Below are 26099 nucleotides of genomic sequence, written 5' to 3'. Positions count from 1 at the left end.
CTAAGTGAATTAGCTTTTTTCCATATTGATTTCCATCGCCAAGAGCCGATAAGAAAGGCTCTTGCCATGGGAATCTAGATTGAGTGATAAGTTCACTCCGCCATCCAGCACATCATCAATCACAAAATTCAAAGCCATAAGATTTGGTAACTCATAACGAACAACAGCACCAGGATTCCGAAAACCAAAATGGGCTTTCACCCTCTCTGGCGTCAACTCTTTTAACAAAAGAGGAAAATCTTCAGGGCGATAAGCGATCACGCTGATATTGGACCGATTCCCTTTGTCGCCCGTTCTGGCATGAGCCAATTGATATAAAGGAGCTGCTTTTCTCATAGTTAACTATTGGCCCTTATAGAACCCAAAGGATGCTCTCACCAATTCTCTCGGAACAAAGCAGACCAATGTATTTAAACGAGGTTTTAGGCTGATACGCACGCCACCACCGCTTGCGGGTCCACAGGTATACAGTGCAGTCACCTCTTTGCATACTTGACTCACCTTATTTTTGTCTTGATGAGCAGCGGCTACCCGCATACGAATATCAGCAAACCCATTTTGAGAGGTAAATTGTGGGCCGCCGCCAGCATCGCTCGCAAAGGCGCTAGAGGAGCCGATAAAATCGATACGTAAATCCAGGTCGCCTAGACGCTCTCGAATAATCTGAGCAGCCAATTGCGCTCGCTCATATGCGTTAAATCCTGCATAAGATATTTCAGCCTCGGCTAACCAGCCTCCATCAATACATACATTGGCCTTTAAGTTTTCAGGTCTTGAGTGACCCTGGACGCCAGTAACCTGCACTCTATCTCCTCCCAAATCTGTAATCTGCGTTTGTGTAATACCGGCAATCACATCTGGAGTTAAATACTGAGCTGGATCATGAAGTTCGTATAAAAGCTGCTCTGTTACGGTCATACGATTGACCAAACCACCACTTCCAATAGGTTTGGTAATACAAATTGTGCCTTGGGCATCAAACTCGACAATTGGAAAACCAAGGCTTGCCAAGCCGGGAACATCTTTCATGCCTGGATCAGCAAAATAGCCACCTGTAACTTGAGCCCCGCACTCTAATAAATGTCCAGCCATAGTGGCTGCGCCTAGAAAAGCCCAATCATTCCAATCTTTTTTGAAATGCGCCATCAAAGGCCCAACGGTTAATGCTGGATCAGCAACACGTCCAGTGACAACGACTTGGGCACCAGCCATCAAAGCATCAGCAATTTCTTGAGCTCCTAAATAGACATTTGTGCTCACTAGCTTACTTTGATTTAAGGTTTTTCTATCCTCAGTTGAGAGCAAGTTTTCTAACTGGGGACGAAAGTCTTGTGCAGATATATCATCGCCCCGAACAATAGCGATCCGAATATCTGGCAAACCTTTTTCTTTTGCAATTACAGAAATTAATCTTGCTGCGCCTTCTGGATTAGCGGCACCAAAATTGCCAACGATGGGTATTTGACCTTTTATGCAATCTACTAAAATTGGCTCCAGCATTGCTGATAACAAGGATTCATAACCCAACTCAGAATTCTGTTGCCGCTCTAACTGAGCAAGTGCTAACGTTCTTTCTGCAAGACTCTCAAAAATAAGGCAACTAGTCCTCCCACCCTGTCTCAATAATTCGTCCACTAAAGGTTTAGCTACGTCTGTTCAATCACCCGAAAATCCAGCAGCACAAACAACACGATAGATCTCTGTCACTTCAAAAAGACCTACTACTGACTACGGTTAGGAGAATCTTGAAAGCCATTCGAGCGATAAGTTAGCCCCAAGGTATCGCGATACCCGTACTTCGCTAAGGGCTGAATAGGTGTAGATTCATGAATCATGCGTTAATCATTCATGAGCAATAAAGACCAGGGCTGCGAAAGAGTAAAACGCAAGCCTGTAGATCCAGAGGCATCAAATATTCTGGTTTCGCCACCCTTGATTTCTACGCGATCAAGCAAGAAGACTGCAACAAAATCAACGCCATCTCGGTGAGCGCGCCTCAGGCGTGGGTCGCCCAATCCCATCGGTAGTATCAATCCGAAACTGATACGCTTCGACAAACCAAGTGTTGACGGGCTTTAAACCATTCAAAAGATGAGCGAGCCCCAGCAATACCGATTGCCAAGCTGGATTGTTTAATAACTCACTCTGAATAGGCTCAAACCAACGCTCAATACCACCATAAAGCGCGTTGTAATCAAGTGACGCCAATGCGCTCGGTGCGGAGAACCACAGTGAGTTCATCACCTTTGATTTGATAGCTTACATGACGGCGAAAACGATATCGCCCACCATCCTTTAAATAAGGATCGCGTGGTAGACCATCCCAAAACCCAGATAAGTCCTGAAGGCTAGATAAGGCAACCTTGCTGATTTTTGCAATAGTTTCAGCTAACACCACAACAAAGCCATCATCACGCAAAGCTTGATCAATCTGCTTAAGAGGGGTTAGTGGAGGCGCGAGGCCAGCAGTTGTCATTAATGTATTTTAGGTCAAGTAAAAAATTAGCGCTCAGTTAGACTTATTTAATCCAATTGAACACCAGATGCTTTAACAATTTTTACCCATTTTGCTAATTTATCTTTCAGTAAAGCGCCCAGCTTCGTGGTCGGTACGGGCGTCAGATCAAGCCCCTGAGCAATTAACTTTTCACGTACCTCCGGCTTTAGACATCGTCTTATCCATTGCTACCTGAATTTTCTTCACAACTTCACTATTCACGCCGATGGGGGCGAAGATAGCTACCCATACCTCACCTACGCAGTCAGGATAAGTCTCCGCAATTGTTGGAATTTCTGGGGCTGCACTAGATCGCTTCGCAGAGCTAATGGCAATTGCCTGAAATTTTCCAGTCTTAATGTAATTGAGAACAGATGGCAGACTGGGCAAATGCTAAAAGCACTTGGCCACCCAGCACATCATTGATAGCTGGTGCAACGCCTTTATAGGGAATATGTTGCATCTCAATGCCAGCACTAACATTGAGCATAGCCCCTAATAAATGACTAATGGTGCCATTTCCAGCCGAGGCATATGACAACTCGCCTGGCTTCTTTTTTGCTGCCGCTACAACATCGGCCAAAGTTTTATAAGGCGAACCGGGGGGCGATACCAACACGTATGGCGTAGCACCGATGTAATAAAGCGGCACAAAATCATTAACTGGATCAAAACCAGGATTCTTATATAAAGCAGGATTGATTGCCTGAGCACTATTGATGGTAAGTAATAAGGTATAGCCATCTTTCGCTGCACGGGCATCACTTTGCGTGCCAATATTTCCGCCGGCACCGGGTCTATTCTCAACCACCACCGATGCGCCAATCGATTCACCGAATGCAGGCGTAACGAGACGCGCAACAATGTCATTAGTACCCCCTTGCTGCCTGAGGCACTATCAACGATATTGGTTTACTTGGATAAGCTTGCGCATAAACTACAGAGGACATGACTATGCCCAAGAGGAACAATAGTTCTTGCAATCTTTTAAACATGATGTCTCCTTAGTGAACTAATTTTAAGCGTCCACGTACCTGATCTACGTGTACCTTCAGGTCATAGAGTTCTTTGGCATCCAGCATCGAGACATTGATATTGCTAACCCGTCTTTCGATTGCCTCAAAATCTTTGAAACTCTTTTCTTTTAATGCAGAATTATGCGCATTCTTCTCAATCCATTTAAGCTCCTCATAAACTCGCGCCAGCTTGAGTCGTAACAAGAAATGCTTAGTTGATTAGGTAAATAATGGGATCAAAATTACCAACAGTGGGATCACAATCTTCACGAAGCGACCTGCCCATACCGCAGTCCAAAAAACGGTAGGTGACGATGCAAGAATGATGGCCCGTCTTTAAGATATATTTCCGCATCAGTATGCAAGGGGAAGTCTAACCCAATATTAGACGGGAATTCACCAACTTTTTGCAAGCGCGAGTAAGGCTTTAAAATATCGTAAAAAGCGCTGAGCAAGAGGGAAACTAATGCAGGACTAACATTTTCCGCGCTACCAGGGTTGCAGTTGCAGCCATTACCTGAATATCCTGATGCGGTTGATCAAGCTGAATGCTCAACAAGCCCCTAGGAACTGTAACCTTAGATAAATAGCTGAAATTTCTGGTGTAGGCATCTGCCTAATCAAAATTCATCAAACGAACGCCTGGAATGGTATAAAACTTTTTCAAAATAGGCGCCTCAGCAGCCGCCACTACAAACACAGCATCTAACTCACCACTTTTAAGCTTAGCAATCGCCTCGTTCGGATTTAACTTCTGCGCACTGATATCTTGGTCAGTAATTCCACTCGCTTCTAATAAATCCTTAGTGAGCGCTAAAGTACTGCTTCCTTCATTTCCTATAGAAACACGCTTCCCTTTTAACTGGTTCAGCAACTTTAATTGACCGCCCTCACCTTTTAAAGACCCCCTCGCGATACCAAACCCAAATGGGTTCGTAAAACATTCCAGCAATAGAGATCAATTGAGGGTATTGGGTAAGGTTAGCCACTCTACCCTGCACCATCGCAAAATCAACTCCAGATTTAGGGTCGCTCAATAAGGCAAGGTTATCTATGGTTCCACCAGTGGATTTTATTTTGAGATTTACCGATTCTTTAGCCACCTCAACCTTTAGGCGCTCTCCAAACTGGTAGTAGAGACCAGATGGAAAACCGGTAGCCATTTCAATTGTCTTTGGCGGCGGAGGAATCAAAATCCACAAAACACCAATAAGCAAAATTAGTAGTGCAAAAAAAGCTCCAACCAGAGCCACAGGGTTATACATTTGTCTTTGGATGAAATTCATTGCAGTCTCAATTGTTTTTTGCATTATGCCCCGACCCTGATCACTAGAAAAAGATTTCAAACCGGTCAAATATTTCGGGATAAGATGATGGTTTTTAGCTTAAAAGACCATTATGAGTTCATCAAAATCTAAGGTAGCCCTTGTAACGGGAAGCAGGAACCGGGATTGGCAAAGCAGCTGCCAAAGCCCTTCTTAAAGGGGGCTATATCAAGTGGTCTTAACGGGTCGCAATCTTGAAAGGCTCGAAAAGGCTATACAAGATATTGGTGGCAATCAAAGTAACTGCCTTGCAGTTTCTTGTGACGTAGGCAATCCAAGTGAGGTTAAAAAACTGTTCGCAGCGCTAAAGGAAAAATTTGGACGAATTGATGTGCTATTCAATAACGCTGGCATGGGTGCGCCTGCAATCCCTATGGAGGAACTCACTTACGAACAATGGATGAATGTTGTGAATGCGAATCTGTGTGGTGCGTTTTTGTGCTCTCAAGAAGCTATTCGAATGATGAAGGCTCAATCCCCACAGGGCGGCAGAGAATTATTAACAACGGCTCCATTTCCGCTCATGCACCGCGCCCGCTGTCAAACCCCTTATACCACTACTAAGCATGCTATTAGTGGCTTAACGAAAACCATTGCATTAGACGGACGACCTTTCAATATTGCCTGCGGTCAAATTGATATTGGCAATGCTGCCACTGAAATGACTGAACATATGGCTGCTGGAATTTTGCAGGCAGATCAATCTATCAAAGTAGAGCCACGCATGGATGTTGATCATGTAGGAGAGGCTGTGCTCCATATGGCACAGCTTCCACTCGACAGCAATATTCTCTCGATGATCGTCATGGCAACTAATATGCCTTTCGTTGGTAGAGGCTAAATTTACTGGCGCACTTGGTCAACTAGCAGGAGAACGTTACTAGCGCCAACTTGAATAGTTTTTGGGGAGGAAATTAGGTCACCTGTCTCCGCCTTGGCCATACCAGTTTTAGAAATACGCACCTCTATAGTGACCTCAGACAATTGAGAGAGCGGCACGTTAGGATTCATTGATAGAGAATCATTCAAAACAAAGCTCATTGGGAAATTAGCTGCAGCTACCTTTAAAACGGCGATTGGCATACGCTCTCCAGGTTTACGAACAATGACCAGCACAATATCTTCTGACTGAACTTTAGATTTTAGGGCTGGAGATAACTCAATCTTGCCGCTAATGCTTTTTCCACTTGCAACTACTGGCTTTGAAGGTGTAAGTCCACCCTTAGATCGCGCTTGAGAAATAGAACCCTGAATAGCGCGTGCTTCATCTGTATTAGGGGGCAATTGTTGTGCTAGCTTTTCCCAAGTCTGAACAGCTGCTTTATAGTTCCCAGCGTTATAGTCTGCGGTTCCAGAAAACCAAAGTGCCATCAGGCTATTAGGGTCCAGCTTGAGAGCCTGTTTAACCAATTGGAGCGGCTTTCCAGCAAAACTACCATTCGCATTTGTAGCCAACACATCAGCGTAATCGGCTAATAATTGCGGGTCAGTATCCATATAGTCCCCGGCTAGTGCATAAGCTTTAGCAGCATCTTCATTGCGGCCCAAAATTCGATAAGAGCGCGCTAGCATTGCCCAGCCTTTTAAATTGCCAGGATCTTTTTCCATCTTCGCGGCAAATTCAGCCACCATCTTCTCGACATTCTCTTGCGTAAGAGGTGCCTCAGAATTCCTTTGGGCTACACGAACTACATCACCTAATGAAAAATAGAGAACAGAAGATAACAGCACAATAAAGAGGCAAAGCCCAACTGCCGTTTTCTTTGCAGACCCGGCTACCTCTTGGTCATCTTCCTCGACAGTATCCTGAAACAGTCTTTGACGCATTTCTGCATGCGCAATTTCATAATCTGTAGCAGTAATAACACCTGATTGGTGCTCGGCCTCTAACTTATCAAGCTCTTCACGGTAAATGGCGGCATTCATCTGACGACGCGATATCGCCTCTTTTTTTGCTGGAAAAATAAAAGGGCGCAGGAGTAACAACAACACCAGAACCAAAAACAGAAAAGCAGCTATCAAGAAGCTAGTCACTGAATTCATCCTTCTTTCTTATCTGCTGAATTTAATAATGCCTCGATTTTTCGATTATCAGCTTCAGTAAGCGCAATGTTAGGGACACTGCTATTTCTGCGTCGCAAATATGTCAATAAGCCGACGATACCAATACCAAGAATTACAAATGGGCCAATCCAAAGCAACCAAGTAATTGGCTTGACCGGCGGGCGATAGAGCACGAAATCGCCATAGCGCTCAACCATAAATGAGCGAATTTGCTCATCGCTCTTACCCTCTTTAATCAGTATCCGAATCTCTCGACGAAGATCATTTGCTAAATCAGATCTTGAACCAGCCAAAGATTCATTCTGACAAACCAAGCAACGCATTTCCTCAGAAATACTAATCAAACGCTGTTCAGTGACTGGGTCATCTGCTAAGGGAGCGGCGTCCTTAGCAATCACATTACCCATACAAAATACGCAAATGAGGAGGAGAAAAAACCGTTTCATGATTTTTTAAGCTTACTCAATATCGGATAAAATTTTTGATTCAATAAATCCATTGTTAGCGGCCCAATATGCTTAAAACGAATGATTCCAGACTGATCAATGATGTAGGTCTCAGGCACTCCATACACTCCATAGTCAATACCTATACGACCATTGCCATCAAAGGCAGAGAGTACATAGGGGTTACCTTGTTTTGCCAGCATCGCTAAGGCATCTTCACGCTTATCTTTGTAGTCCAAACCAATGACTGGGGCCACTTGAGACTTAGCCAACTCAACCAATACAGGATGCTCTTCGCGACAGGCAACACACCAAGAAGCCCAAACATTCAAAATCCATACCTGCCCCTTCATACTCGCAGGAGAAAAAGCTTTATTCGAGTCTGCCAGCTGAGCGACTTCAAATGCAGGTGCTGCTTTATTAATTAATGGTGAAGGCACTTCATGGGGATCGCGGTTGAGGCCTATAGCCAAAAATACGACAAGACCTAAAAACAATCCCAGCAGAATGAGAAATTTTGCTTTCATGAGAATTTGCTCTTCAACTTCAGTCGATAACGCTTATCCGACATAGCTAATACGCCACCTAAAGCCATTAATAAGCAACCACCCCAAATCCAATCAACAAATGGCTTGTAGTAGACACGCACTGCCCATGATTGGTCACCCAATTCTTCACCCAATGAAACATAAATATCGCGAGTCAATCCAGCATCAATAGCTGCCTCAGTCATTGGCATCGTAGAAGAAAAGTAACTTCTCTTTTCGGGATAGAGGCTGATTGATGTACCTCCATCTTTTGATAATAAGAATGGGCCACGCATCGCTTGGTAATTTGGACCACGCGCAGCATTAACACCCTGAAGTTGAATTTGATAACCCCCCACTGTCACCGTATCGCCAGCTGCCATGCGTACATCTTTTTCTTCTTGATAAGCACCTACCATCGTGACGCCAATCACAAATACGGCTATGCCTAAATGCGCTACCTGCATCCCAATAAAAGAACGTGTGGGTTTTCCTACCTTAGCCTGACGAATGATTTGCATGCAACCCGATGCAATGACCCAAAAAGCCAGCATGAAGCCCATTCCAGCAAGCCAGGTAAATTGCCCCATGATCATAGGAATCGCCACTCCTGCGACAACAGCAATAGCCCCCGCAACCCATAAACGTTTAACAATGGTCAATAAGTTGCTTTGTTTCCAGCTTACCCACGGACCAATACCCATTAACACCAGCAAGGGGGTCATAATTGGAACGAACACACTATTGAAGTAAGGGGGCCCAACAGAAATCTTGCCTAAATATAAGGCGTCTATCAATAGCGGATACAAGGTGCCGAGCAATACTGAGCCCGCAGACACCACTAAAAATACATTACCAAGCAAGATAAAAGTTTCTCTTGAACTCAGACTAAATTTTCCACCCATAGTGCTCTTAGGGGCTCGCCATGCATAGAGCAAAAGTGATGAGCCCACCACCAGCGATAAGAAAATCAAAATAAATATGCCACGCCTTGGGTCAGTAGCAAAAGCATGTACAGATGTTAAGACGCCAGAGCGAACTAAAAAGGTTCCCAGCAAGGAAAGAGAGAATGCAGTGATTGCCAATAGCAGAGTCCAACTTTTAAAGCCACCGCGTTTTTCTGTCACGGCCAATGAGTGCAACAAAGCAGTTCCAACGAGCCAAGGAATAAAAGAGACATTCTCAACAGGGTCCCAGAACCACCAACCACCCCAACCTAATTCGTAATACGCCCACCATGATCCCAAAGCGATTCCAAGTGTCAGGAAAACCCAAGCAGCTGTAGTCCAAGGTCGTGACCAACGCGCCCATGCTGCATCTAACCTACCAGACAGCAATGAGGCAATGGCAAAAGCAAAAGCAACTGAGAAGCCCACATAACCCATGTACAACATCGGTGGATGAAACACCAAACCAGGATCTTGCAATAGTGGATTTAAAGAGCGCCCATCTTGAGCAGCTGGCAATAAACGCTCAAACGGGTTTGAGGTAGTTAAAACAAATAGCAATAAACCGCTAGTGACTAAACCTAAAACGCCAATCACTCTAGCAACCATGAAATCATCTAAAGCTTTAGATAGCTGAGCAACCAAAATTGTCCAGGTGGCTAGCAAAAAGATCCATAACAAAAGTGATCCTTCATGACCGCCCCATACCGCTCCAAGCCGATAAATAACAGGAAGTTGCGAATTCGAGTGCTCAGCAACATAGAGCACTGAAAAATCATTGATGTAAAAACTCCAAGCCAAAATAACAAAGGCAATAGCAAGTAATAAGAAAACGGTTTGCGCTGATGGTCTTGCTAACGACAACCAATCACGTCGGCCAAAGTGCGCGCCTAACAAAGGTAAAACCCCTTGAATGACTGCAACACATAGCGCCAACACTAAAGCGTAATGCCCAAACTCAGAAATCATTTATTTGTTCCATTTTTTTGAGCTTGATCCAGAGCATGCTTTGCTTCAGGAGGCGTATAGTTTTCATCGTGCTTAGCCAATACTTCGCTGGCCACGAATTCTCCATTTGAACCCATGCGTCCTTGAATTACAGCGCCCTTACCTTCTTTAAATAAATCAGGAAGTATCCCGGTGTAAGCCACTGGAATATCTTTAACCAGATCGGTAATCACAAGGTGCACGGTTAAACCATCACGCTTCAAGGAGCCATCTTTAACCATACCGCCAATTCTAAAAGTCTGACCCTGGGGTGCTTTACCAGCTACCACTTCGCTTGGAGTAACGTACAAGGCAATATTGCTATTCAAAGCATTCAGAATTAACAGCGCAGCGATTCCAATCACTGCCAGTGCTGCAACAATCAAGATTGCGCATTTATATCTAGGCTTCAATTACTAATCTCTTTATCAAACTGTTCAGCTAACTGCTCTTGCTTTAGCCTATGCACGATTGCTTTAAAGCGAGCACGTACAAGCAGGGGTTCCAATATCAAAACGAGAGCACAAACGCCAAAACTGCTCCACACATATAGTGCGTAGCCACCCATGGCAAAAAACTCAGCAAGGCTACTCCACATTAAATCTTCACCTCGTTTGATTGTCTCACCCAATCAGCATGGGCCTCACGCTCCAAAATAATTACCCTCACTCGCATTAAGGCGACCGCAATGGAGTACATCCAAAAACATAAAGCCATCAATAACATTCCCCAAAGCATGGTTTGAGCCATAGCTGGGGCCTTAGTCAAAGAGACTGAAGCGCCTTGATGTAAAGTATTCCACCATTTCACCGAGAAATAAATGATCGGCACATTGACGACACCCACCAAAGCCAAAATGGCGCTTGCCCGATCTGCTCGTCGAGGATCATCAATAGAGGCTCGCAAAGCGATAAACCCCAAATAGAGAAACAACAGAATCAACTCTGAAGTGAGGCGAGCATCCCAAACCCACCAAGCACCCCACATAGGCTTACCCCAGAATGCGCCAGTCCATAACGATAAAAAAGCCATCCAAGCGCCAATTGGGGCTAGCGCTTTAGCCATCATTGCTGATAAACGAGTATTAAAAACGAGACCCAAACCTGCCCATGCAGCCATTACAAGGTAGATGAACATCGACATCCACGAGGCTGGCACATGAATAAAAATAATGCGATAGCCTTGACCTTGAACCGCATCTACTGGCGCCACAAAAAAGCTTACCCAAAGACCCGCGGCACCGAAAATCAAAGCCAAAATCCAGAAAAAAGGAGTCAGCTTACCCGCCACAGGATAGAAGGTGCTCGGGCTTGATAACTTAAACCAGTTAATCAAGCGATGATCAGAAAAATTATCTACAGAACTCATTCAATTGCAATCTTTACGGCAGCACTACTTACCCAAGGAACAAATGCTAAAGCCAAAATCAATAATGCGCCTAGCAAAGAAAAGTGACCAGATGTATCTAGCCCCACACTATTAGCATAGACGGCTCCAGCGCCAAAAATTAATACAGGAATATATAAAGGCAATATCAATAAACTGAGCAACACACTGCCACCCCTAACTCCTAAGGTCAATGCAGCGCCTATAGAACCCAATAAGGATAGCACTGGAGCGCCAATCAGTAAGGTTCCCATCAACACATATAAAGAGCTGGCATCTAAGTCAAACTGAATTCCAATAATAGGCGCCAAAATTACTAAAGGTAGACCGCACACTATCCAGTGAGCCATGATCTTGCCGGTCACTAGAAACACCATCGGTTGCGGAGAGAGGACGAGTTGCTCCAAAGCTCCATCCTGATAATCTGCTGCAAACATCCGATGCAATCCCAATAAAGTCGACAGTAAGGCAGCAACCCAAAGCACTCCTGGTGCAATCTTGCGTAACAAGGTCGCATCTGCACCGATACCCAAAGGGAATAGGCTAGTCACCACTACAAAGAAGAATAAAGCCGTCAGCACCTCACTCTTGCGGCGTGCAACCATGAGCAAATCAGACCGAATAATCGCCAGCAATGCCTTCATAGATCGAGCACCCTTAGATACGGCAGGCTAAGCTCTTGATGGCTAGTGAGCACTACTAAACCACCTCGCTCCACATGTTCAGTAATCAGAGTTTGCAAAACTTGAACTGCATGAATATCGAGCGCATTGAATGGCTCATCCAAAATCCACAGTTTTGCTTGACGTGTCAGCATACGAGCCATTAAGACCCTGCGCTTTTGTCCCGCCGATAAACAACTCACAGGCAAATACTCGCGCCCGCGCAAACCGAAGCGCCAAAGCGCTGCTAGGGCTTTTTCATCCGCTAAATCAATATCATCGATGGCAGCAGAAAGCTTTAAATTTTCAAACGCTGTCAGATCTTCTTTTAAGGCGTCGCGATGACCCAAAAACAAGAGTGTACGATGATAGGCAGCAGAATTCTTACTGATGGATTGGTGATTCCAGAGCACTTCACCACTCTCTGGCTTTGCCAAGCCAGTCAACAGTCTTAATAAGCTTGTTTTGCCAACCCCGTTTTCACCACGAACGTGCAAGCACTCACCAGCAGAAATCGATAAATACAAATCTGCAAATAGCCGCCTCTCTCCCCGCACGCAGGCAAGTCCACGAGCCTCGAGCACTAAAGGCGCATGATTGTAAGAGTAAGAAGTAGTGGCTGTCATGAGGGGCTATGGCTTGAATCAAACCACCACTGGCATTGTCCAAGAGCCCATCAGAGTTGTCAAACAAGCAATAGTGAAATTTAGGAAATAAATCCTTTCAATTCAATTACTTATGAAATTATAAACCGAAACGCCTAGGAACAAAAAACCACCCGCAGGTGGCTTTTTGCATCGGCAAAGCTTAAACAAAGGATTTAGTCCTTTTTAGCCGCTTCAATAGCGATCAAGATCGTCACATCATCACCAACATTGGGAGCATATTTACCCATATTAAATTCGGTGCGCTTCACTTTAGTTTTTGCATTTGCGCCACAGTAATCCACGCCAGACATTGGGTGTTTTTGCAATCAAAATTACTGATTTCCAAGGTAACGGGCTTGCTTACCCCCTTCAAAGTCAAAATGCCTTTTAAAGCAACTGGCTTGTCGCCCTTAAAAATCATGTCATTTGATTGAAAGCTTGCAGCTGGAAACTGTGTAGTAGATAAAAAATCTTCACTTTGGATATGGCTATTAAATAAAGTAGACCCAGTATCAACCGATTTTGTATCAATCGTAATATCTGCACTTCCTTTTTTTGCAGCTAGATCAATTGTTACAGTACCAGTAACTGTATCGAAGCGACTTGTCTGATTCGAAAAGCCTAAATGGTTGTATTTTCAAACTGGGCAAAAGTATGGTTTGCATCAGCGGTATAAGTGACTGGTACGGCAAAAGCTGAGCTTAGGCCTATTAAAGTAAATAAAGCGATGAGTAATTTTGATTTCATGTAACTCTCCAAGTTAAAAATTGAATGCTTCGATTAATTAATAAAACTATTTTTGATTGAGGACTAAGTGAACGCTAACTGGCACCTCGTTTGCTACAGCCGAGGTATCAGCCCAATTCCCAGCGCCTAAACCGAAATTCAACCTCAGCACCTGAAAGCTTGCATCGAAAACCATCTGCTTACCTTGTGGCTGATACTTAACGGAAATTAAGAGGGGCACTGTCTTGCCTTTAATGGTTAAAGTTCCGCGGACCTCAATACTATTTGGGCCAACCACTTTTACAGAGTCGGTCGCAAAGTTGGCGGTAGGAAAGAGTTTTGCGCTAAACCAGTCCTTGCCTTTAGCTTCCTCTTGCAACTCCTCACCACCAGCATTAAAACTAGACACATCAATCGCTAGAGCGGCCTTTGCTTTTTCGGGCTCATCAGTATTGAATAATACTTTTCCAGAAAACTTTCCAAAACTTCCTGAAATTTTTGAACCCATCAATTTACTTGTAAAAGTAATTTTGCTTTTTGAAGCATCAATGGATGAATACTCAACTGCATGTGCATAGCTAGAAACAGCAATAACTAAAGTGGTCAAAAGGGTTTTAATAACGATCTGAAGGTACGCTAGAGAATTATTTTTCATTAGATGATCCCCCAAATGTCATGCGACTTAATAAACCATCCTTGTCAATGAACTGATGCTTTAATGCTGCCGCGATATGCAAGCCTACTAAGACCATTAATCCATTTGCCATCAACTCGTGCATTTCTTTCAAAAGACGACCCAGCGCTTTGTCCTTATCCACTAAATCTGGCAATTCAAATAGACCAAAATAATTAACGGTATATCCTTTGGCTGAGCTCATTAACCAACCCACTATTGGAATAAGCAACATGAGCAAATACAGCGCAATGTGGGTTAACTGCATCGCTCGCTCCTGCCACGCTGGCATTGCCAACTTAAGCGGGGGCGCTGGATGCGTGACACGCCATAAAATGCGCAAAAGAACCAAAAAGAAGATGGTGACACCCGACCATTTATGCCAACTTAAGCCAGAAATTCTCGCAGGACTGAGAGGCATATCGTCTATCGCAATCGCGATGGACCAAGTTGCAAAGATGAGCAATGCCATCACCCAATGTAGGATGATGGCAATTGAGGTGTATCTCACCTTATTCATTAACCGCGTAATTGCTGGGTAATTTTGGCGATACGCTCACCATATAGACGCGCAGTCTCTAAGTCGCCTGCATTTACTTCATCAGCACTTGCATCAGATGGCGTTTGCATCATGGCACCTGCAAAAGAGCCAACATAATTTACATCATCACGTTTGGCTGATTTTGCGTTTGAAGGCATTAAACCTGTACCAACCCACAATCCTGAATGCTGCATGGCCAATGTAAAGAAATAATGCAAAGTGGAATGCTTATCACCATTCATCGTTGCTGAGTTTGTAAATCCACCAAATACTTTGTCTTTCCATTGCTGAGAGAACCATTGCTTGGAACTCGCATCGGCAAACTTCTTAAACTGCCAACTTACTGTACCCATATAGGTTGGAGAGCCGAAGACGATTGCATCTGCCTCATTTAAGGTTGCCCACTGCTCATCAGTAATATTTCCCTCGGCATCGATTGCTACTAAAGTGCCATTTGCACCTTTGGCGATTGCCTCAGCCTGTTTAACGGTGCGGCCATAACCACTATGAAATACCACGGCTACTTTACTCATGATCTTCTCCTTCTTATTACGTTTGTTATTTAAAAATGTTTTTTAATAATTTGAGCGACTGCTCAAGCTGCTGCAACTCATTAGGCGATAAATTTTTAAATGCCTTATTTAAATACTCCAGGTGCTCTGGAAATACCTTTTCAAATAAGGTCTGCCCTGCTGGTGTAAGTCCAATTAACTGACTACGCGCATCCTCAGCATTAGCCTGACGACCAATCAACCCCTTTGCTTCCAAGCGTTCCAGTACACCTGTGAGCGTCCCTTTAGTAACCAATGTTTTCTCACCCAACTGCTTGCAACTCATGGGTAATTGATTGCCCAAAGTGGCAATCACATCAAACTGAGTCATCGTGAGGCCCAGTGTTTTGATGTGAGACGCCGAATAATGCTCAAATGCCTGATAGGCAGAGACAAGATTGCGCAAGGTTGGTAAGAAGTTCATATGCCTAATATAAAGTACTAGTTAGGACTAGTTTAGTACTAATACGAACTAAATGCAAGGACAGGAAATAAAAACCCCCACAATAAATGTGGGGTTGGCTTATAGGAAAGAAAATGGCCTTATTCGGGCTTAATACCAGCGCTTTTAATGATTTTGCCCCACACGGTACTGACTCTTTCCTCTGAAACGCCCCAAATGCTTCTGGACTCATGAGGTAGTACTTAGCGCCTTCAGCCTCCAACTTCTTTTGAATTGCAGACTGTTGCATGATCTTATTAACCTCATCATGGAGTTTTTTGACAATTGCAGGAGGGGTGCCTGCCGGGGCAAATAATCCAATCCAATTTTTAACATCAAAGCCTGGCAAGGTTTCGCTAATGCTTGGCAATTCCGGCATTGAAGGATCCCTGCTAGCGCCTGTAACTGCGAGCCCTCGCAATTTATCACTCTTCACATAAGGAAGAATAGTAGGCATGGTGGCAAACATCACTTGGGTCTGACCGCCAATTAAATCAGTAATCGCTAAGGCATTGCCCTTGTAGGGAATATGGATCATGTCTACTTTTGTAGTCATTACAAATAACTCTCCCGCCAAATGACTAGCAGCACCAATACCTCCAGATCCGTAAGATACTTTTCCAGGATTTGCTTTTAAGTAAGCGATCAACTCTGAAACATTTTTAATCGGCATGCTTGGATTTACAGCCAATAAACCCTCCGCATCCAACACAAACACTACGGGTACAAAATCTTTCAGCGGATCATAGGGCATATTCTTTACTAAATAGGGATTTACAGCATGAGTCCCAATACTGCCCATGATTAAGGTGTAACCATCTGCAGGCGACTTGGCCACAAAATCAGCCCCAATATTTCCTCCACCACCCGCCTTGTTTTCCACAATGACCGTCTGCCCAAAAGCCTCACTCAATCCCTGAGCGATGATTCTAGAGAATCCATCTGCAATGCCACCCGTGGCAAACGGGAAAATGATTTTAATTTGATGATTGGGATAGTTAGCAGCCTGAGCAAAAATGCCCTGAGATATTAGCAACCCAAATAGGAAGCTCAAAATAAAAAATAATCTTTTTCATCATATTTTCTGCAAATGTTTAACGAAGTGGAGCGACTGACAAACCATGAACTCCGTACTGCTGAATCAACCCACTTACTAAACCACCGCCAATAAATTCTTCTACACAGGCGTTCAAAAATTCAACTGCCTCTACATTTGATTTCTTAGTTGCAATTGCTTGCTGTATACCTGTAAATTGACCATCCAATATCCGCAGGTCCGGAACTTTTTTTGAAAAAGCAACCAAACCTGTTTTCAATCCAGCCAATACATCTAATCGCTCACTAATAAACAGTTCATTACTCGCCTGAAGACCATCCGCATGAACCGAGGTAACATACTTTAAATTGCGTTGCAACCAAAGATCGTAGGCGCTCTTGAAGAATGAGGCGATACGAACTCCCGGTTGATCAACTTGAGTGATATTTTGAATAGGCGAATTGGCAGGCACAAGATAAGCTGCCTCCAGCTCTGTATAGGCATTTGTAAAGGTGGCCTTTTGAGCACGAGCTGGATCAGAGAGCCTACCAAAACAATGCCACACCTTCCGCTCGCTGCAGCCTCGACCACTTCCTCCTGAGTCTCATAGCCCACTAAATCTAGCTTTACTTCTAAAATGGTCTGCTATCGCACAACAAATATCTGGAGCAATTCCAGTTGGCACACCTGATGAGCTGCGCGCCCTGTTACCAATAAAAAATTGCCAAGGTATACGGCAGCATAGAGGGTTCCGTGAGGGGCAAGTTGCGCCCTCACCTCAGGAGTTATTGAATTCAAAATAATAGCTGTGATTAATTGTGGTGAAGCAATTAAAACTGAACTGTCTCACCTTCAGTCATTGGGATGATTTTGATATTACCACCCTTCATCGCAGCCTGGAATTCAGCAAGAGTGCCTTTTGTCATCGGATTAGAGTTGTAATGCATTGGGATAACCATCTTGGGTTTAATCCATGTACGTAAAGCAAATGCTGCATCATCAGGCGCCATTGTGAAATTACCACCAATTGGAACCATGACTAAATCTGGCTTGTAGTGCTCACTGATAAATTTCATATCACTAAATAAACCGGTGTCGCCCATGTGCCAAATTTTGAAACCATTCTCAAGCTCAATGATGTATCCCATTGGTTCACCGGCGGGATGAGACTCCATTTTTTCAGTAGCAGGATTTTTCCACACCAATAATGAAGAATGCTCCGCCTGAACTGCAGTTACGGCAATTCCAGGCACAGGATTAACGCGACCAGTCTTATTAAAGCGGCGACCCAAATCAGCCGGCAGTATTCCTAAGGTGGTCAACGGTGTCACCATATCCGCTGGACCGTACAACTTAATATTGTTTGCCTTAGCCACCGCAGGAGCATCACCAATGTGGTCAACGTGTGCATGCGTAACCAATAGAACATCAATCGGGCCAATTGCAGCTAAATCGGTTTTGTACATTGGGGGCGTTTTAGGTCCGCCAGTAATCCAAGGGTCAGTCAAAATTATCTTTCCTTGGGGAACTTTTAATCCGAAAACCTGCTTGACCAAACCAAAGCGCTTCAGCCTTACCTTGCGCGCCCGCTGTTGTGGCGCTCTGTGCATGACTAATTGGTGAGGTCAACACCAATGATGCTGCGACCAGTAAGCCCAATCCGCCTTTAGTTGAAAAGTTCTTCATTGCTGAGTCTCCTAATTTTTGTAGTAACCAAGAAACTATAGACTAAATTGCACCTTCAGGCTTATGACGCATTGCGTCATTTAACACCTGTTTTGAATTACTATTTCCAAAAAATAGAGATTTTTTGCGAGGAATCTGCTTTGATTGCTAGCAATCTCTTTTGTACTACTCCTTGATAAATGGTATCCAGCACATAGTCGCCAGACTCTAGGTTGATCAGCATATATGGGCCATCTGCTTGAGTATCAAAGATGGTTTGTTTTTTGGAATTCGTGATTTTGATCGCAGCGCCAAATATCCACACACCGCGACCATTTTCAATTTGAGATAGCTCTAGGGTTAAAGGCCACTGCTTGGCCTCTGCAAGAATGGCCAATGCTTCTTCCTTCCCAACGCCGCCTGTAATGTAAGAAATTCCTTGAGAGTGTTGCGTCTCAGGAACCTGAGCAAAGGGTATTGCAACCCATCATGATGAATTGCGCAAAGAAGACTATTTTCAGAAGTGTTTTCACACTTCCATGTTACGACCGATTGGAGCATAAAAAAGCCCCGTAGCTAAGTGATAAGAGGCTTACTTGCTGTGAGGCACAGAAGCTTAAGGCCTCATGACAATCGCACCAAATACTTGACGACCTTCTGCTGCACGATGGGCATCTGCAGCTTGCTCCAAGGAAAACTTGGCACCAATTTGTACCTTGACTTGCCCTTTTGCAATCGCATCAAATACTGCCTTCGCATTTTCCTTTAACAATGCAGCAGTGGCATTGTGTGGGAATACCGAGGGTCTAGTTAAAAATAGACAGCCCTTCTTATTCAGAATTTCTGGTTGAATCTCTGGCGCAGGACCTGATGCAGCTCCAAACAAAGCGACTGTCCCAAAAGGAGCAGCACAATCTAGAGAGCCTAAGAAAGTGGTTTTAGCAACAGAGTCATAGACCACATTGGCTTTTTTACCACCAGTTGCCTTAATCACTTCCTCAACCCAAAATTTGGCTAAGAATAGTCAACAACAGCATCACAACCAGCCTCTTTCGCAGCAGCAAACTTTGCCGGAGAACCTACGATCCCGACTACAAATGCGCCCAAAGCTTTTGCCCAGCCTGCCAAAATTTGACCGACGCCACCAGCAGCTGCATGCACCAGGACAACATCCCCTGCTTTCACTTGATAAGTTTTTTGCACTAGATACTGTGCAGTCATTGCCTTAAAGAAAACAGCGGCTGCAACATCATCAGGAATGTTATCTGGAATAGCTACCAATTTATCTGCTGCAACATTGCGTGCGCTTGCATAGGCACCAATGCCAGCATTCATATATACAACCCGATCGCCAACCTTAAATTCAGTAACGCCCTCACCAACAGCCTCAACCACCCCAGCAGCCTCATGACCAAGACCAGTCGGCATTTATAATGGGTAAACACCAGAGCGCTGATAGACATCAATAAAGTTAAATCCAATCGCAGTTTGACGAATCTGCACTTCACCCTTAGCAGGGGCTGGCAATTCTTTATCAATCAATTTAATTACATCCGCGCTACCTAATTCAGCAAGACTGACCACTCGAGCTTTGTCACATGTCACCTAATTTTTTATATTGAAAAAATAATCATACAGTAAGGGCATCTTCTTCAATGACTGCCCAAGTGCTATCACCTAATTTCTTAACCGCCGTTGCATAAGTCCAGCCATCTGGAATTCCACAACTCCACTCTCTTGGACCATTCTGAATTAATACATTCACGCTATTTCTGCTGTCGTAGTACAGGTGGTAAATTTTTCCATGGATGGGGTTAAAACTAAATTTAGCGCTATGCACCATCTCAGTTGCGTCTAATCTAGCTTGCAATGCTTTCGCTTGTTTCATCAAGACTTCGGCCTGCTCCATAATGCGGTCGTATTCCAGTTTGGCATTCTGGCGCGCAACATTGACAGCCTTGTCTTTTTCTTCAGTTACTTTGATTGATGCAAACACTGGAGCACCCACTTCCATGGGATATTCGATGCCAGCGTGTCTTGCTGGATCGGTGTCTTCGATTCTCATAATTGCCCCAGTGGTCTTCGTCTGATTGCGTGCGTATTACTTGATTAGTCCACAAGCAATGCGGGGACCTGAATTACCCGCAGGCTGAGACTTATAGTCATCTGGATCACGATGCACTACTACAGAGCGACCCACAATTCCTGAGGGACCCGTATTTACGGCAAATTCGTGCAACTTGGCTGTATAGGTTGCATTACCATTTGCATCCGATTTGATATTTGGCAAATCACCGGCATGGTTCATACCGCTGTTGGGCATACCGTGTGCTTTTGTTTCTGGATTGAAATGGCCGCCAGCACTAGTTGCATCTGGAGCTGAGCAGTCCCCTTTTTCGTGAACATGAAACCCTTGCTCAGCATTTGGCTTGAGACCAGAAAACTTACCATTAAATTAATACGTCGTTACCCTGCCAAACAAATGTCACCTCGCCCTTAGCTTGAGATCCCGAACGAGAATCTAGACTCGATGATGCCTTTTGACCGGTTCCTTGCTCCATAGATTGGGCAAGCCGCTAATGTTGTTAAGCAAGCCACTGAAGCTGCAATTAATGCGTACTTTGATTTTGTATTCATTTGTCTCTCCTTAGTAGGCACTCAATGATGCCTTTCGGGAAAGTGTGACACAAATTTGGCGCTTTTGCTTAGCGCTTGTAGAAACTCAGCGTGACCTCACCCAACTCCACCCCAAACTTACTCATCTTGGCTTTATTCAGCATTACCTTGGGCGTTATTAGGTACATCCAATCATTAAATTGCACGTGATAAATAGTGCCATCTACTGGCAAAGCCAAGGTATACGTCCAATTCAGTGCATTTCCAGCCAGATCCCCCTGAGCCTCTCCTACTACATCATCCGCCTTGCCGCTAAATTTTCCTGGAGATTGCTCGGTCAGCGTCCAGACCCGTTTTTGCTTGGTGCCATCAGAATACTCAAAACTTTCATCTAGGATGCCTACCTTCTTGCCATTCACCAATGTCCAATTTGCTTTAATCAGCACAGTGAAGCGTTTCTTCACCTCACCACTTCGGTCAGTAAAGATGCCATAGGCATCAATAATTCCCAAAAAGTATTCGCTTAAATCTAGAGCAGGCTTCTCATTTGCATACAGAAAAACTTGAGGAGAAGAGCATGAGGTCAATAACAGCCCACAAAGAACCACGCAAAGGGTGCGATAGATATTTAGCTTCATGAATTAACAGGTCTCATTAAAAAGTGGAGGCGGACAAGCCTGACCAAGTAGTTCGGTACGCAATTTAGGAGCGCTAGTTTTAGGATCAAGCCAAATACCAAAAAATGCTTTTGAAAACTCAGAACCTGGAATTTGCGCAATAATCTGCTTACCTTCAAAATAAAAAGTAGTGCCTAACTTAGGGGCATAAATCGCCGTCAATGTTTGCCCTGATTCCACATTGGGCAAGAAAGCCGATAGCTCCCTGCCCCAAAGATTTGCCTGAACATCTGGAACACCGATACGCTTCATCTCCTCAACGCTACGATTAGCTATCGAGATTCCGGAAAATGATTTCTGATAGCGCAAATCAAGCGCAAACTCTGATGAGGATAAGGAACCGTCTCGATAAAAAGAAGCATCGTAAATATGTAGCCCCACCAAGTCAATCGACCACTTCCTTGCAGCTTTGCTGAGCTTAAGTGTGTCGGCAGGTTCAGTGAATCACGTGCAAAGCTCACTGGCATTAATACAGCTAAGAGAGAAATCAATAGAAGAATTCGAATGTGCTTCATTGTGAGGCTGACTTTGATTTCACGAGACGCAATGCTGTTGGGCCCAAAAGACCAGAAATGGCATGCCGATTCTTGGTAAAAAAGAGATAACCTAGTTTCAAGAATGGCTGTAGAGGTTTTCTAGAGAAGATCCAAGCTAGGCGCGGCAAATCGGCACGACGATAAGCCTCAAGAAAAACTGATACACCTTGTATCAATTTGCCACTAGCAAACTGCCCATACATGGCAGCCATTGCAGCCTCACAAGATACCCCCACCTTTTGAGGATCAAACTGCTCTGAATTAATGTCTATAAATTCCAATAGGCTGGCCTGATTACGCCCCGATAAGAAAAGTATCTCTGCCTGGCACAACGGGCAAGCACCATCGTAAAACAAGGTGAGTTTTTCTAATTGAGTCATGGTTCAGCAAGTTTACGGCTTATTCAATAAACTGGCTGACACCCCTATTTTCAAGGTTGCTATGCATAAAGAAATTGCACTAAACGTATTTGGTGAACCCCTTATCCCCTGCTCTTTTGATCCTTTAACTGGATTCTTTCGGGATGGTTGCTGTAAAACCAATGAAGAAGATGTTGGTAGTCACTTAGTTTGCGCCGTCGTTACAGATGCTTTTTTACAATTTAGCCTGCAAAAGGGCAATGACCTGATTACACCAAGACCCGAATATCAATTCCCTGGCTTGATTGCCGGAGATCAATGGTGCCTTTGTATTAATCGCTGGGTAGAAGCTTTCAACGCTGATTGCGCCCCATTGATTAAACTAGAGAGCACCCATATCAAAGCTCTGGAGACAGCGCCTCTCAATATTCTTAAGGAATTCGCGAGCGAAGAGTGAAAGCTTTTTACGCCGATCATTTCGTATTACCCCTTCCTCAGGGTCACCGGTTCCCGATGAAAAAATACTCTCGCTTGCGCGATTTAGTTAGCACGCGTTCTGACATAGAACTACTAGAGGCACCACCAGCAACAGATACTCAGATCTTATATGCCCATGATCCTAGCTATGTAATCAAGGTCATCGAGGGAAAGCCCTCTTCTCAAGAACAGAGAGAAATTGGGTTTCCCTGGAGCGCTCAAATGGTGGAACGCTCGCGTCGCGCTCTGCAGGTGCCACAGTAGCAGCAGCCAAAGTAGCAATGCAGGAAGGTATTTCTGGGAACCTAGCTGGCGGGACACATCATGCTTATCGAGATGCTGGAAGTGGGTTTTGTGTTTTTAACGACTCCGCTATTGCCGCTCGCACTTTACAAAAAGAAATCAGCGCAAACCTAAAGGTCGCAGTGATTGATTTAGATGTTCACCAAGAGAATGGGACAGCATCTATTTTGCAGAATGATGATTCGATATTTACGCTCTCGATTCACGGAGAAAATAACTTCCCTTTTAAGAAAGAAAAAGGTGATCTCGATCTAGGGTTGGCAGATGAGTGTGATGATCAAACCTATTTAAGCTCTTTGAGTCATTGCCTAGATCAACTGGATTCACGCTTTAAGGCGAATTGCCTCATTTTCTTAGCAGGCGCAGACCCCCATGAAGGGGATCGACTGGGAAGACTCAAGATTAGTAAGGATGGAATGCGCCAACGCGATGAGTTGGTATTTCAATATGCCTTGGGCCGACAGCTGCCTATTGCCTTCTTAATGGCAGGCGGTTATGGCAAGGAAATTGAATCCACTATAGATATTCATTTTCAGACCATCAATGTAGCCCTGCGGTTTCAAAAGCAATATTAGCCGTCAGCCCTCTAGGTGCTGAGTTTTTCAGCCCTTCTTTTTTGATGCAGATTTTGGAGTAGTAAGATTGCTCACGTTCTCCACACTCTTCTCAAAATTAGCGAATGAGTCAGCCATAGCTGCGCGAATCAATTCAAAATTCTGCAGAGCAGTATTGAATGAGGTTTTAAATACCGAAACGTATGCCTCACTTCCCGCGGGCGCATTATCAGTAGCATCATTTACAAAATGAATTAAATCCGCTTTAGATTCTTGAATCATCTTTTCAGCAATTTCAGCCAAATCCTGATTGCCACTTTTTAGCACCTGTAGCAACTGATTGTGATACTGAGATATTTCTTTAGCGGCATCTTGCAATACTTCCGCGTGAACATATTCGAAAGCGGATCGAGGGTCTTGAGTTTTCATGAGCTCTGACACCCTCTTCTGAATCAATTCAGCTAATTCTTGAGACGCCTTCTGATTAATTTGCGCAATGGCTTGTGCACTTTCCATCGCAACCCGTCCTGCAGCTCTTGTTGCATCCATGGCTCTTTGTTGCCCTGGCATAGCATTCATATCCAACGGTTTCTTGCTCATATCTACCTTTCAGATGGGTAAGTCATCTATCAATCTACTCCGCTTGAGCAAGGTTTCTATAAAGAAATACCAGTAGATGGACAAAACACCCAAAAGAAACCCCAGTGATCGCTAACTGGGGTGATAGGTCGCCTTTAGTAATAGCTAAATCTAGCCTGAGAAAATCTTACTTATTGCTTGTTGCTTTTTTGGGAGACTATTTAATACAGCAGCATCATTTAGCTTTTGATCCACTAAATACAGGGTGCCTCCATAATTCGCCTGTAAGTCGTAGCCAGAGAGCCCCACTGTATAAAAAGTAATCTCTGGGTTGAATGAACGGATTTCACCACCTGAACCAGCAGAGAAATTGGCATCCACATCAACCCCACCGCGTTGCCCATCAATGGATTTCAATAAAAACTGATCGATTGCGGTAGGTGTCTTGAAAATGACCACTTGATATTGCACCTGGTATCCAGCACCGATACCTTCGCCTGTTTTCAGATCCTGCATAAAAATAGGCTCTTTTCGACGCTTATCAAATAAAACACCCTGACCTCTTGCCAGCACCAGCAAAATAATATTGACATTCGTTGCGTTAAAAACCGCATAACCAGCGGCCTCATCAATTTGCTTTTTAACTGCTGGATTTTGCTTAATCAGTGCATCCAAACCAGTTTTAGCCATAGTTAAAGTGGCCTCACGCTTCTGACTAATCTCCGCCAGGAGTTAGTGGCTTTCCATCGGCTCCTGTCGTCTGACATCCAGTCAGAGAAATCGCCCCAATCAGGACCACGACAACGAGCTTAGAAATAGAGATTAATTTCATCATTTTCCTTTAAATTTTTTCCGAATATACAAAAGGGGTTCAGGCTATCCTGTCGATAGAACGTGTTTGCAAATCCAAGATCATCGATACAGCCGCCTTCAGCCGGCTTAGTGAGCACATAAGCTAAAACACACGCAGCCAATATCAGTAGCGCTCCAGCCACTAAAGTTCAGCTCTTATTGTTTGAACGCACCTTAAAACCCTCTTCTAAATTGGCGTTACCCATATTGTCCACCACAATCCTATCCCTAGATCTGCACAGGGAAAGTCCATCATTTTAAGTGCATACTAGAGTCACTATGAAAGCTTCCCGCTGGACCCAATATTGGCACCATATCGGCGCCACTCCTAGATTACTCATTGTGATAATCGTTGGATTTGGATCTTTTTTATTACTTCCAGCAGGCCCGAACCCAGTATTCCGTTTAGCGATCTCATGGATACTCGCCGGGGTCTTTGCCTTACCTTACATCATGATGTATTTTTCGACCCAAGATCACATGCTGGCGCTATCCACAAAAGAGGATGATGGCGCAGCGATGATTCTATTGGTGACTGTACTTGCATCAGTCGCCAGCTTGGTCACGATTGTGATCATGCTTGCAGACATCAAGGTACTTCCTCTCCATCTTGCCATTCGTCATGTTGGAGTAGTGCTGGCAACCTACATCATTTCTTGGCTGTTTGTTCATACGGCCTTTGCCCTGCATTACGCACATGCCTACTACCAAGAATTAGAAAAATCCAAAGGAAGCGCCCTTATTGTTTGCCTCTAAATTAAGGCCCACCTATGTAGACTTTCTCTATTTCTCCATGGTGATTAACATGACTTGCCAAACTGCTGATGTCAATATTGCCAGTTCCAGAATGCGTTTTTTGGTCATGATTCAGGGTATGACAGGATTTGTATTTAACACCTCGTTACTAGCTTTGGGGATCAATCTCATTTCAGGGGTTGTAGCAATAAATTAATAAAGTTGCGCCTGAAATAACTGCCCTAATGGAAAAGCCAACCGTCAGGTTGGCTT

The 26099-nt window shown here is 44.2% G+C and carries 41 protein-coding genes and 4 pseudogenes; 5 read left to right on the top strand and 40 right to left on the bottom strand.

Annotation, left to right across the window (positions count from 1 at the left end):
• Positions 1-9 precede the first annotated feature (9 nt).
• The 8 genes and pseudogenes from DXE37_RS02530 to DXE37_RS12090 all read right to left on the bottom strand — a co-directional run bounded on the left by DXE37_RS02530 (position 10) and on the right by DXE37_RS12090 (position 4799).
• Positions 10-336 carry an AtuA-related protein gene (locus tag DXE37_RS02530; protein ID WP_114636480.1) on the bottom strand — a complete coding sequence of 109 codons (327 nt, stop codon included), beginning with the start codon at positions 334-336 and terminating at the stop codon, positions 10-12.
• A 6-nt stretch (positions 337-342) separates the two neighbouring features.
• A complete protein-coding gene (locus DXE37_RS02525; protein WP_331852104.1) occupies positions 343-1635 on the bottom strand; it encodes an acyclic terpene utilization AtuA family protein in 1293 nt (430 codons plus the stop codon).
• Between the two features lie 86 nt (positions 1636-1721).
• Positions 1722-2476: pseudogene (locus DXE37_RS02520) on the bottom strand (2OG-Fe dioxygenase family protein).
• Positions 2477-2647: 171 nt separating this feature from the next.
• Positions 2648-2887, bottom strand: a complete 240-nt coding sequence (locus tag DXE37_RS12110) for a tripartite tricarboxylate transporter substrate-binding protein (protein WP_231970965.1) — start codon at positions 2885-2887, stop codon at positions 2648-2650.
• Entirely contained in the window at positions 2853-3308 is a 456-nt protein-coding gene (locus DXE37_RS12105) for a tripartite tricarboxylate transporter substrate-binding protein (RefSeq protein WP_231970964.1), read from the bottom strand. Before DXE37_RS12105 ends, DXE37_RS12110 begins: the two co-directional genes overlap by 35 nt.
• A gap of 193 nt (positions 3309-3501) precedes the next feature.
• Complete coding sequence (locus DXE37_RS12100; RefSeq protein WP_231970963.1) at positions 3502-3717, bottom strand: hypothetical protein; 216 nt, start codon at positions 3715-3717, stop codon at positions 3502-3504.
• A gap of 412 nt (positions 3718-4129) precedes the next feature.
• Positions 4130-4387, bottom strand: a complete 258-nt coding sequence (locus tag DXE37_RS12095; protein ID WP_231970961.1) for a TAXI family TRAP transporter solute-binding subunit — start codon at positions 4385-4387, stop codon at positions 4130-4132.
• Between the two features lie 16 nt (positions 4388-4403).
• A complete protein-coding gene (locus tag DXE37_RS12090; protein WP_231970959.1) occupies positions 4404-4799 on the bottom strand; it encodes a TAXI family TRAP transporter solute-binding subunit in 396 nt (131 codons plus the stop codon).
• A gap of 211 nt (positions 4800-5010) precedes the next feature.
• Between DXE37_RS12090 and DXE37_RS02505 the strand changes: the two genes are divergently transcribed.
• A complete protein-coding gene (locus DXE37_RS02505) occupies positions 5011-5679 on the top strand; it encodes an SDR family oxidoreductase (RefSeq protein WP_231970957.1) in 669 nt (222 codons plus the stop codon).
• A gap of 2 nt (positions 5680-5681) precedes the next feature.
• On the opposite strand, the gene ccmI is transcribed toward DXE37_RS02505, so the two are convergent.
• The 29 genes and pseudogenes from ccmI to DXE37_RS02385 form a co-directional block, all read right to left on the bottom strand.
• Complete coding sequence (ccmI, locus tag DXE37_RS02500; protein WP_114636479.1) at positions 5682-6881, bottom strand: c-type cytochrome biogenesis protein CcmI; 1200 nt, start codon at positions 6879-6881, stop codon at positions 5682-5684.
• On the bottom strand, positions 6878-7348 hold the full coding sequence (locus tag DXE37_RS02495) for a cytochrome c-type biogenesis protein (protein ID WP_114636478.1): 471 nt from the start codon (positions 7346-7348) through the stop codon (positions 6878-6880). The genes ccmI and DXE37_RS02495 overlap by 4 nt, the downstream gene beginning before the upstream one ends.
• Complete coding sequence (locus DXE37_RS02490; protein ID WP_114636477.1) at positions 7345-7875, bottom strand: DsbE family thiol:disulfide interchange protein; 531 nt, start codon at positions 7873-7875, stop codon at positions 7345-7347. The genes DXE37_RS02495 and DXE37_RS02490 overlap by 4 nt, the downstream gene beginning before the upstream one ends.
• Positions 7872-9791 carry a heme lyase CcmF/NrfE family subunit gene (locus DXE37_RS02485; RefSeq protein WP_114636476.1) on the bottom strand — a complete coding sequence of 640 codons (1920 nt, stop codon included), beginning with the start codon at positions 9789-9791 and terminating at the stop codon, positions 7872-7874. The genes DXE37_RS02490 and DXE37_RS02485 overlap by 4 nt, the downstream gene beginning before the upstream one ends.
• Positions 9788-10222, bottom strand: coding sequence for a cytochrome c maturation protein CcmE (ccmE, locus tag DXE37_RS02480; RefSeq protein WP_114636475.1), 435 nt, complete (start codon positions 10220-10222; stop codon positions 9788-9790). The genes DXE37_RS02485 and ccmE overlap by 4 nt, the downstream gene beginning before the upstream one ends.
• Positions 10219-10407 (bottom strand): heme exporter protein CcmD, encoded by a 189-nt coding sequence (gene ccmD / locus DXE37_RS02475; RefSeq protein WP_114636474.1) that lies wholly within the window; start codon positions 10405-10407, stop codon positions 10219-10221. The genes ccmE and ccmD overlap by 4 nt, the downstream gene beginning before the upstream one ends.
• Positions 10407-11177, bottom strand: coding sequence for a heme ABC transporter permease (locus DXE37_RS02470; protein WP_114636473.1), 771 nt, complete (start codon positions 11175-11177; stop codon positions 10407-10409). The genes ccmD and DXE37_RS02470 overlap by 1 nt, the downstream gene beginning before the upstream one ends.
• On the bottom strand, positions 11174-11839 hold the full coding sequence (gene ccmB, locus DXE37_RS02465) for a heme exporter protein CcmB (protein WP_114636472.1): 666 nt from the start codon (positions 11837-11839) through the stop codon (positions 11174-11176). The genes DXE37_RS02470 and ccmB overlap by 4 nt, the downstream gene beginning before the upstream one ends.
• Positions 11836-12483 (bottom strand): cytochrome c biogenesis heme-transporting ATPase CcmA, encoded by a 648-nt coding sequence (ccmA, locus tag DXE37_RS02460; protein WP_197713049.1) that lies wholly within the window; start codon positions 12481-12483, stop codon positions 11836-11838. Before ccmA ends, ccmB begins: the two co-directional genes overlap by 4 nt.
• Before the next feature lie 194 nt (positions 12484-12677).
• A complete protein-coding gene (locus DXE37_RS13875; RefSeq protein WP_331852103.1) occupies positions 12678-12830 on the bottom strand; it encodes a YceI family protein in 153 nt (50 codons plus the stop codon).
• Positions 12770-13078: pseudogene (locus tag DXE37_RS13870) on the bottom strand (YceI family protein); the annotation flags it as partial. The gene DXE37_RS13875 and the pseudogene DXE37_RS13870, both read right to left, overlap by 61 nt.
• Positions 13079-13125: 47 nt before the next feature.
• Positions 13126-13251, bottom strand: a complete 126-nt coding sequence (locus tag DXE37_RS13865) for a hypothetical protein (protein WP_331852102.1) — start codon at positions 13249-13251, stop codon at positions 13126-13128.
• Positions 13252-13297: 46 nt separating this feature from the next.
• Positions 13298-13885, bottom strand: coding sequence for a YceI family protein (locus tag DXE37_RS02450; RefSeq protein WP_114636471.1), 588 nt, complete (start codon positions 13883-13885; stop codon positions 13298-13300).
• Positions 13875-14423, bottom strand: coding sequence for a cytochrome b (locus tag DXE37_RS02445; RefSeq protein ID WP_174221027.1), 549 nt, complete (start codon positions 14421-14423; stop codon positions 13875-13877). The genes DXE37_RS02450 and DXE37_RS02445 overlap by 11 nt, the downstream gene beginning before the upstream one ends.
• Positions 14423-14977, bottom strand: coding sequence for a flavodoxin family protein (locus DXE37_RS02440; RefSeq protein WP_114636470.1), 555 nt, complete (start codon positions 14975-14977; stop codon positions 14423-14425). The genes DXE37_RS02445 and DXE37_RS02440 overlap by 1 nt, the downstream gene beginning before the upstream one ends.
• A gap of 25 nt (positions 14978-15002) precedes the next feature.
• On the bottom strand, positions 15003-15419 hold the full coding sequence (locus DXE37_RS02435; protein ID WP_114636469.1) for a MarR family winged helix-turn-helix transcriptional regulator: 417 nt from the start codon (positions 15417-15419) through the stop codon (positions 15003-15005).
• Between the two features lie 4 nt (positions 15420-15423).
• Positions 15424-16491 (bottom strand): Bug family tripartite tricarboxylate transporter substrate binding protein, encoded by a 1068-nt coding sequence (locus DXE37_RS02430; RefSeq protein ID WP_162786139.1) that lies wholly within the window; start codon positions 16489-16491, stop codon positions 15424-15426.
• A gap of 40 nt (positions 16492-16531) precedes the next feature.
• The gene (locus DXE37_RS02425; RefSeq protein WP_114636467.1) at positions 16532-17038 is read right to left on the bottom strand and encodes a type 2 periplasmic-binding domain-containing protein; all 507 of its coding nucleotides are present in this window, start codon (positions 17036-17038) and stop codon (positions 16532-16534) included.
• A 265-nt stretch (positions 17039-17303) separates the two neighbouring features.
• Entirely contained in the window at positions 17304-17981 is a 678-nt protein-coding gene (locus DXE37_RS02420) for a metal-dependent hydrolase (RefSeq protein WP_231970956.1), read from the bottom strand.
• Positions 17974-18159: a hypothetical protein gene (locus DXE37_RS12085; RefSeq protein ID WP_231970954.1), complete on the bottom strand. Its 186-nt coding sequence runs from the start codon at positions 18157-18159 to the stop codon at positions 17974-17976. The genes DXE37_RS02420 and DXE37_RS12085 overlap by 8 nt, the downstream gene beginning before the upstream one ends.
• Before the next feature lie 100 nt (positions 18160-18259).
• Positions 18260-18535: a hypothetical protein gene (locus tag DXE37_RS02415; protein ID WP_197713048.1), complete on the bottom strand. Its 276-nt coding sequence runs from the start codon at positions 18533-18535 to the stop codon at positions 18260-18262.
• Between the two features lie 219 nt (positions 18536-18754).
• Positions 18755-19132 carry a zinc-binding dehydrogenase gene (locus DXE37_RS14205; RefSeq protein ID WP_415066605.1) on the bottom strand — a complete coding sequence of 126 codons (378 nt, stop codon included), beginning with the start codon at positions 19130-19132 and terminating at the stop codon, positions 18755-18757.
• Between the two features lie 20 nt (positions 19133-19152).
• The gene (locus DXE37_RS14200) at positions 19153-19566 is read right to left on the bottom strand and encodes an alcohol dehydrogenase catalytic domain-containing protein (protein ID WP_415066603.1); all 414 of its coding nucleotides are present in this window, start codon (positions 19564-19566) and stop codon (positions 19153-19155) included.
• On the bottom strand, positions 19567-19743 hold the full coding sequence (locus DXE37_RS14195; RefSeq protein WP_415066601.1) for a hypothetical protein: 177 nt from the start codon (positions 19741-19743) through the stop codon (positions 19567-19569). It lies immediately after the preceding gene.
• 25 nt (positions 19744-19768) lie between these two features.
• Positions 19769-20203: a DUF2452 domain-containing protein gene (locus DXE37_RS02405; RefSeq protein ID WP_114636466.1), complete on the bottom strand. Its 435-nt coding sequence runs from the start codon at positions 20201-20203 to the stop codon at positions 19769-19771.
• A 36-nt stretch (positions 20204-20239) separates the two neighbouring features.
• A pseudogene (locus DXE37_RS12080) lies at positions 20240-20530 on the bottom strand (superoxide dismutase family protein); the annotation flags it as partial.
• A 313-nt stretch (positions 20531-20843) separates the two neighbouring features.
• Positions 20844-21392, bottom strand: coding sequence for a DUF3833 domain-containing protein (locus DXE37_RS02395; protein ID WP_114636465.1), 549 nt, complete (start codon positions 21390-21392; stop codon positions 20844-20846).
• A gap of 3 nt (positions 21393-21395) precedes the next feature.
• Positions 21396-21740, bottom strand: a complete 345-nt coding sequence (locus DXE37_RS11125; protein ID WP_197713047.1) for a chalcone isomerase family protein — start codon at positions 21738-21740, stop codon at positions 21396-21398.
• 202 nt (positions 21741-21942) lie between these two features.
• Positions 21943-22347, bottom strand: coding sequence for a thiol-disulfide oxidoreductase DCC family protein (locus tag DXE37_RS02385; protein WP_114636464.1), 405 nt, complete (start codon positions 22345-22347; stop codon positions 21943-21945).
• A 61-nt stretch (positions 22348-22408) separates the two neighbouring features.
• On the opposite strand from DXE37_RS02385, the gene DXE37_RS02380 reads away from it, so the two are divergent.
• Both DXE37_RS02380 and DXE37_RS02375 read left to right on the top strand, forming a co-directional pair.
• Positions 22409-22783: a DUF2237 family protein gene (locus tag DXE37_RS02380; RefSeq protein ID WP_114637512.1), complete on the top strand. Its 375-nt coding sequence runs from the start codon at positions 22409-22411 to the stop codon at positions 22781-22783.
• Positions 22780-23681 (top strand): annotated as a pseudogene (locus DXE37_RS02375) (histone deacetylase family protein). The gene DXE37_RS02380 and the pseudogene DXE37_RS02375 overlap by 4 nt, the downstream one beginning before the upstream one ends.
• 27 nt (positions 23682-23708) lie before the next feature.
• Here the strand turns inward: DXE37_RS02375 and DXE37_RS02370 are convergent.
• From DXE37_RS02370 to DXE37_RS02360, 3 genes are all read right to left on the bottom strand, one after another.
• Entirely contained in the window at positions 23709-24260 is a 552-nt protein-coding gene (locus tag DXE37_RS02370; RefSeq protein WP_114636463.1) for a phasin family protein, read from the bottom strand.
• Between the two features lie 150 nt (positions 24261-24410).
• A complete protein-coding gene (locus tag DXE37_RS02365; RefSeq protein WP_231970952.1) occupies positions 24411-24929 on the bottom strand; it encodes a lipid-binding SYLF domain-containing protein in 519 nt (172 codons plus the stop codon).
• Positions 24930-25048: 119 nt separating this feature from the next.
• Positions 25049-25234 carry a hypothetical protein gene (locus DXE37_RS02360; protein ID WP_114636462.1) on the bottom strand — a complete coding sequence of 62 codons (186 nt, stop codon included), beginning with the start codon at positions 25232-25234 and terminating at the stop codon, positions 25049-25051.
• 136 nt (positions 25235-25370) lie between these two features.
• Here DXE37_RS02360 and DXE37_RS02355 point away from each other — a divergent pair, with 136 nt between their 5' ends.
• A complete protein-coding gene (locus DXE37_RS02355) occupies positions 25371-25847 on the top strand; it encodes a DUF1345 domain-containing protein (protein WP_114636461.1) in 477 nt (158 codons plus the stop codon).
• A gap of 37 nt (positions 25848-25884) precedes the next feature.
• Positions 25885-26043, top strand: a complete 159-nt coding sequence (locus DXE37_RS02350; protein WP_415067100.1) for a DUF1345 domain-containing protein — start codon at positions 25885-25887, stop codon at positions 26041-26043.
• Positions 26044-26099 lie beyond the last annotated feature (56 nt).

It is taken from the genome of Polynucleobacter necessarius (assembly GCF_900095205.1).
GTDB lineage: Bacteria > Pseudomonadota > Gammaproteobacteria > Burkholderiales > Burkholderiaceae > Polynucleobacter > Polynucleobacter necessarius_E.
Note: the sequence above shows the minus strand (reverse complement) of the source record. Positions and strands in the feature narration are given on the sequence as shown.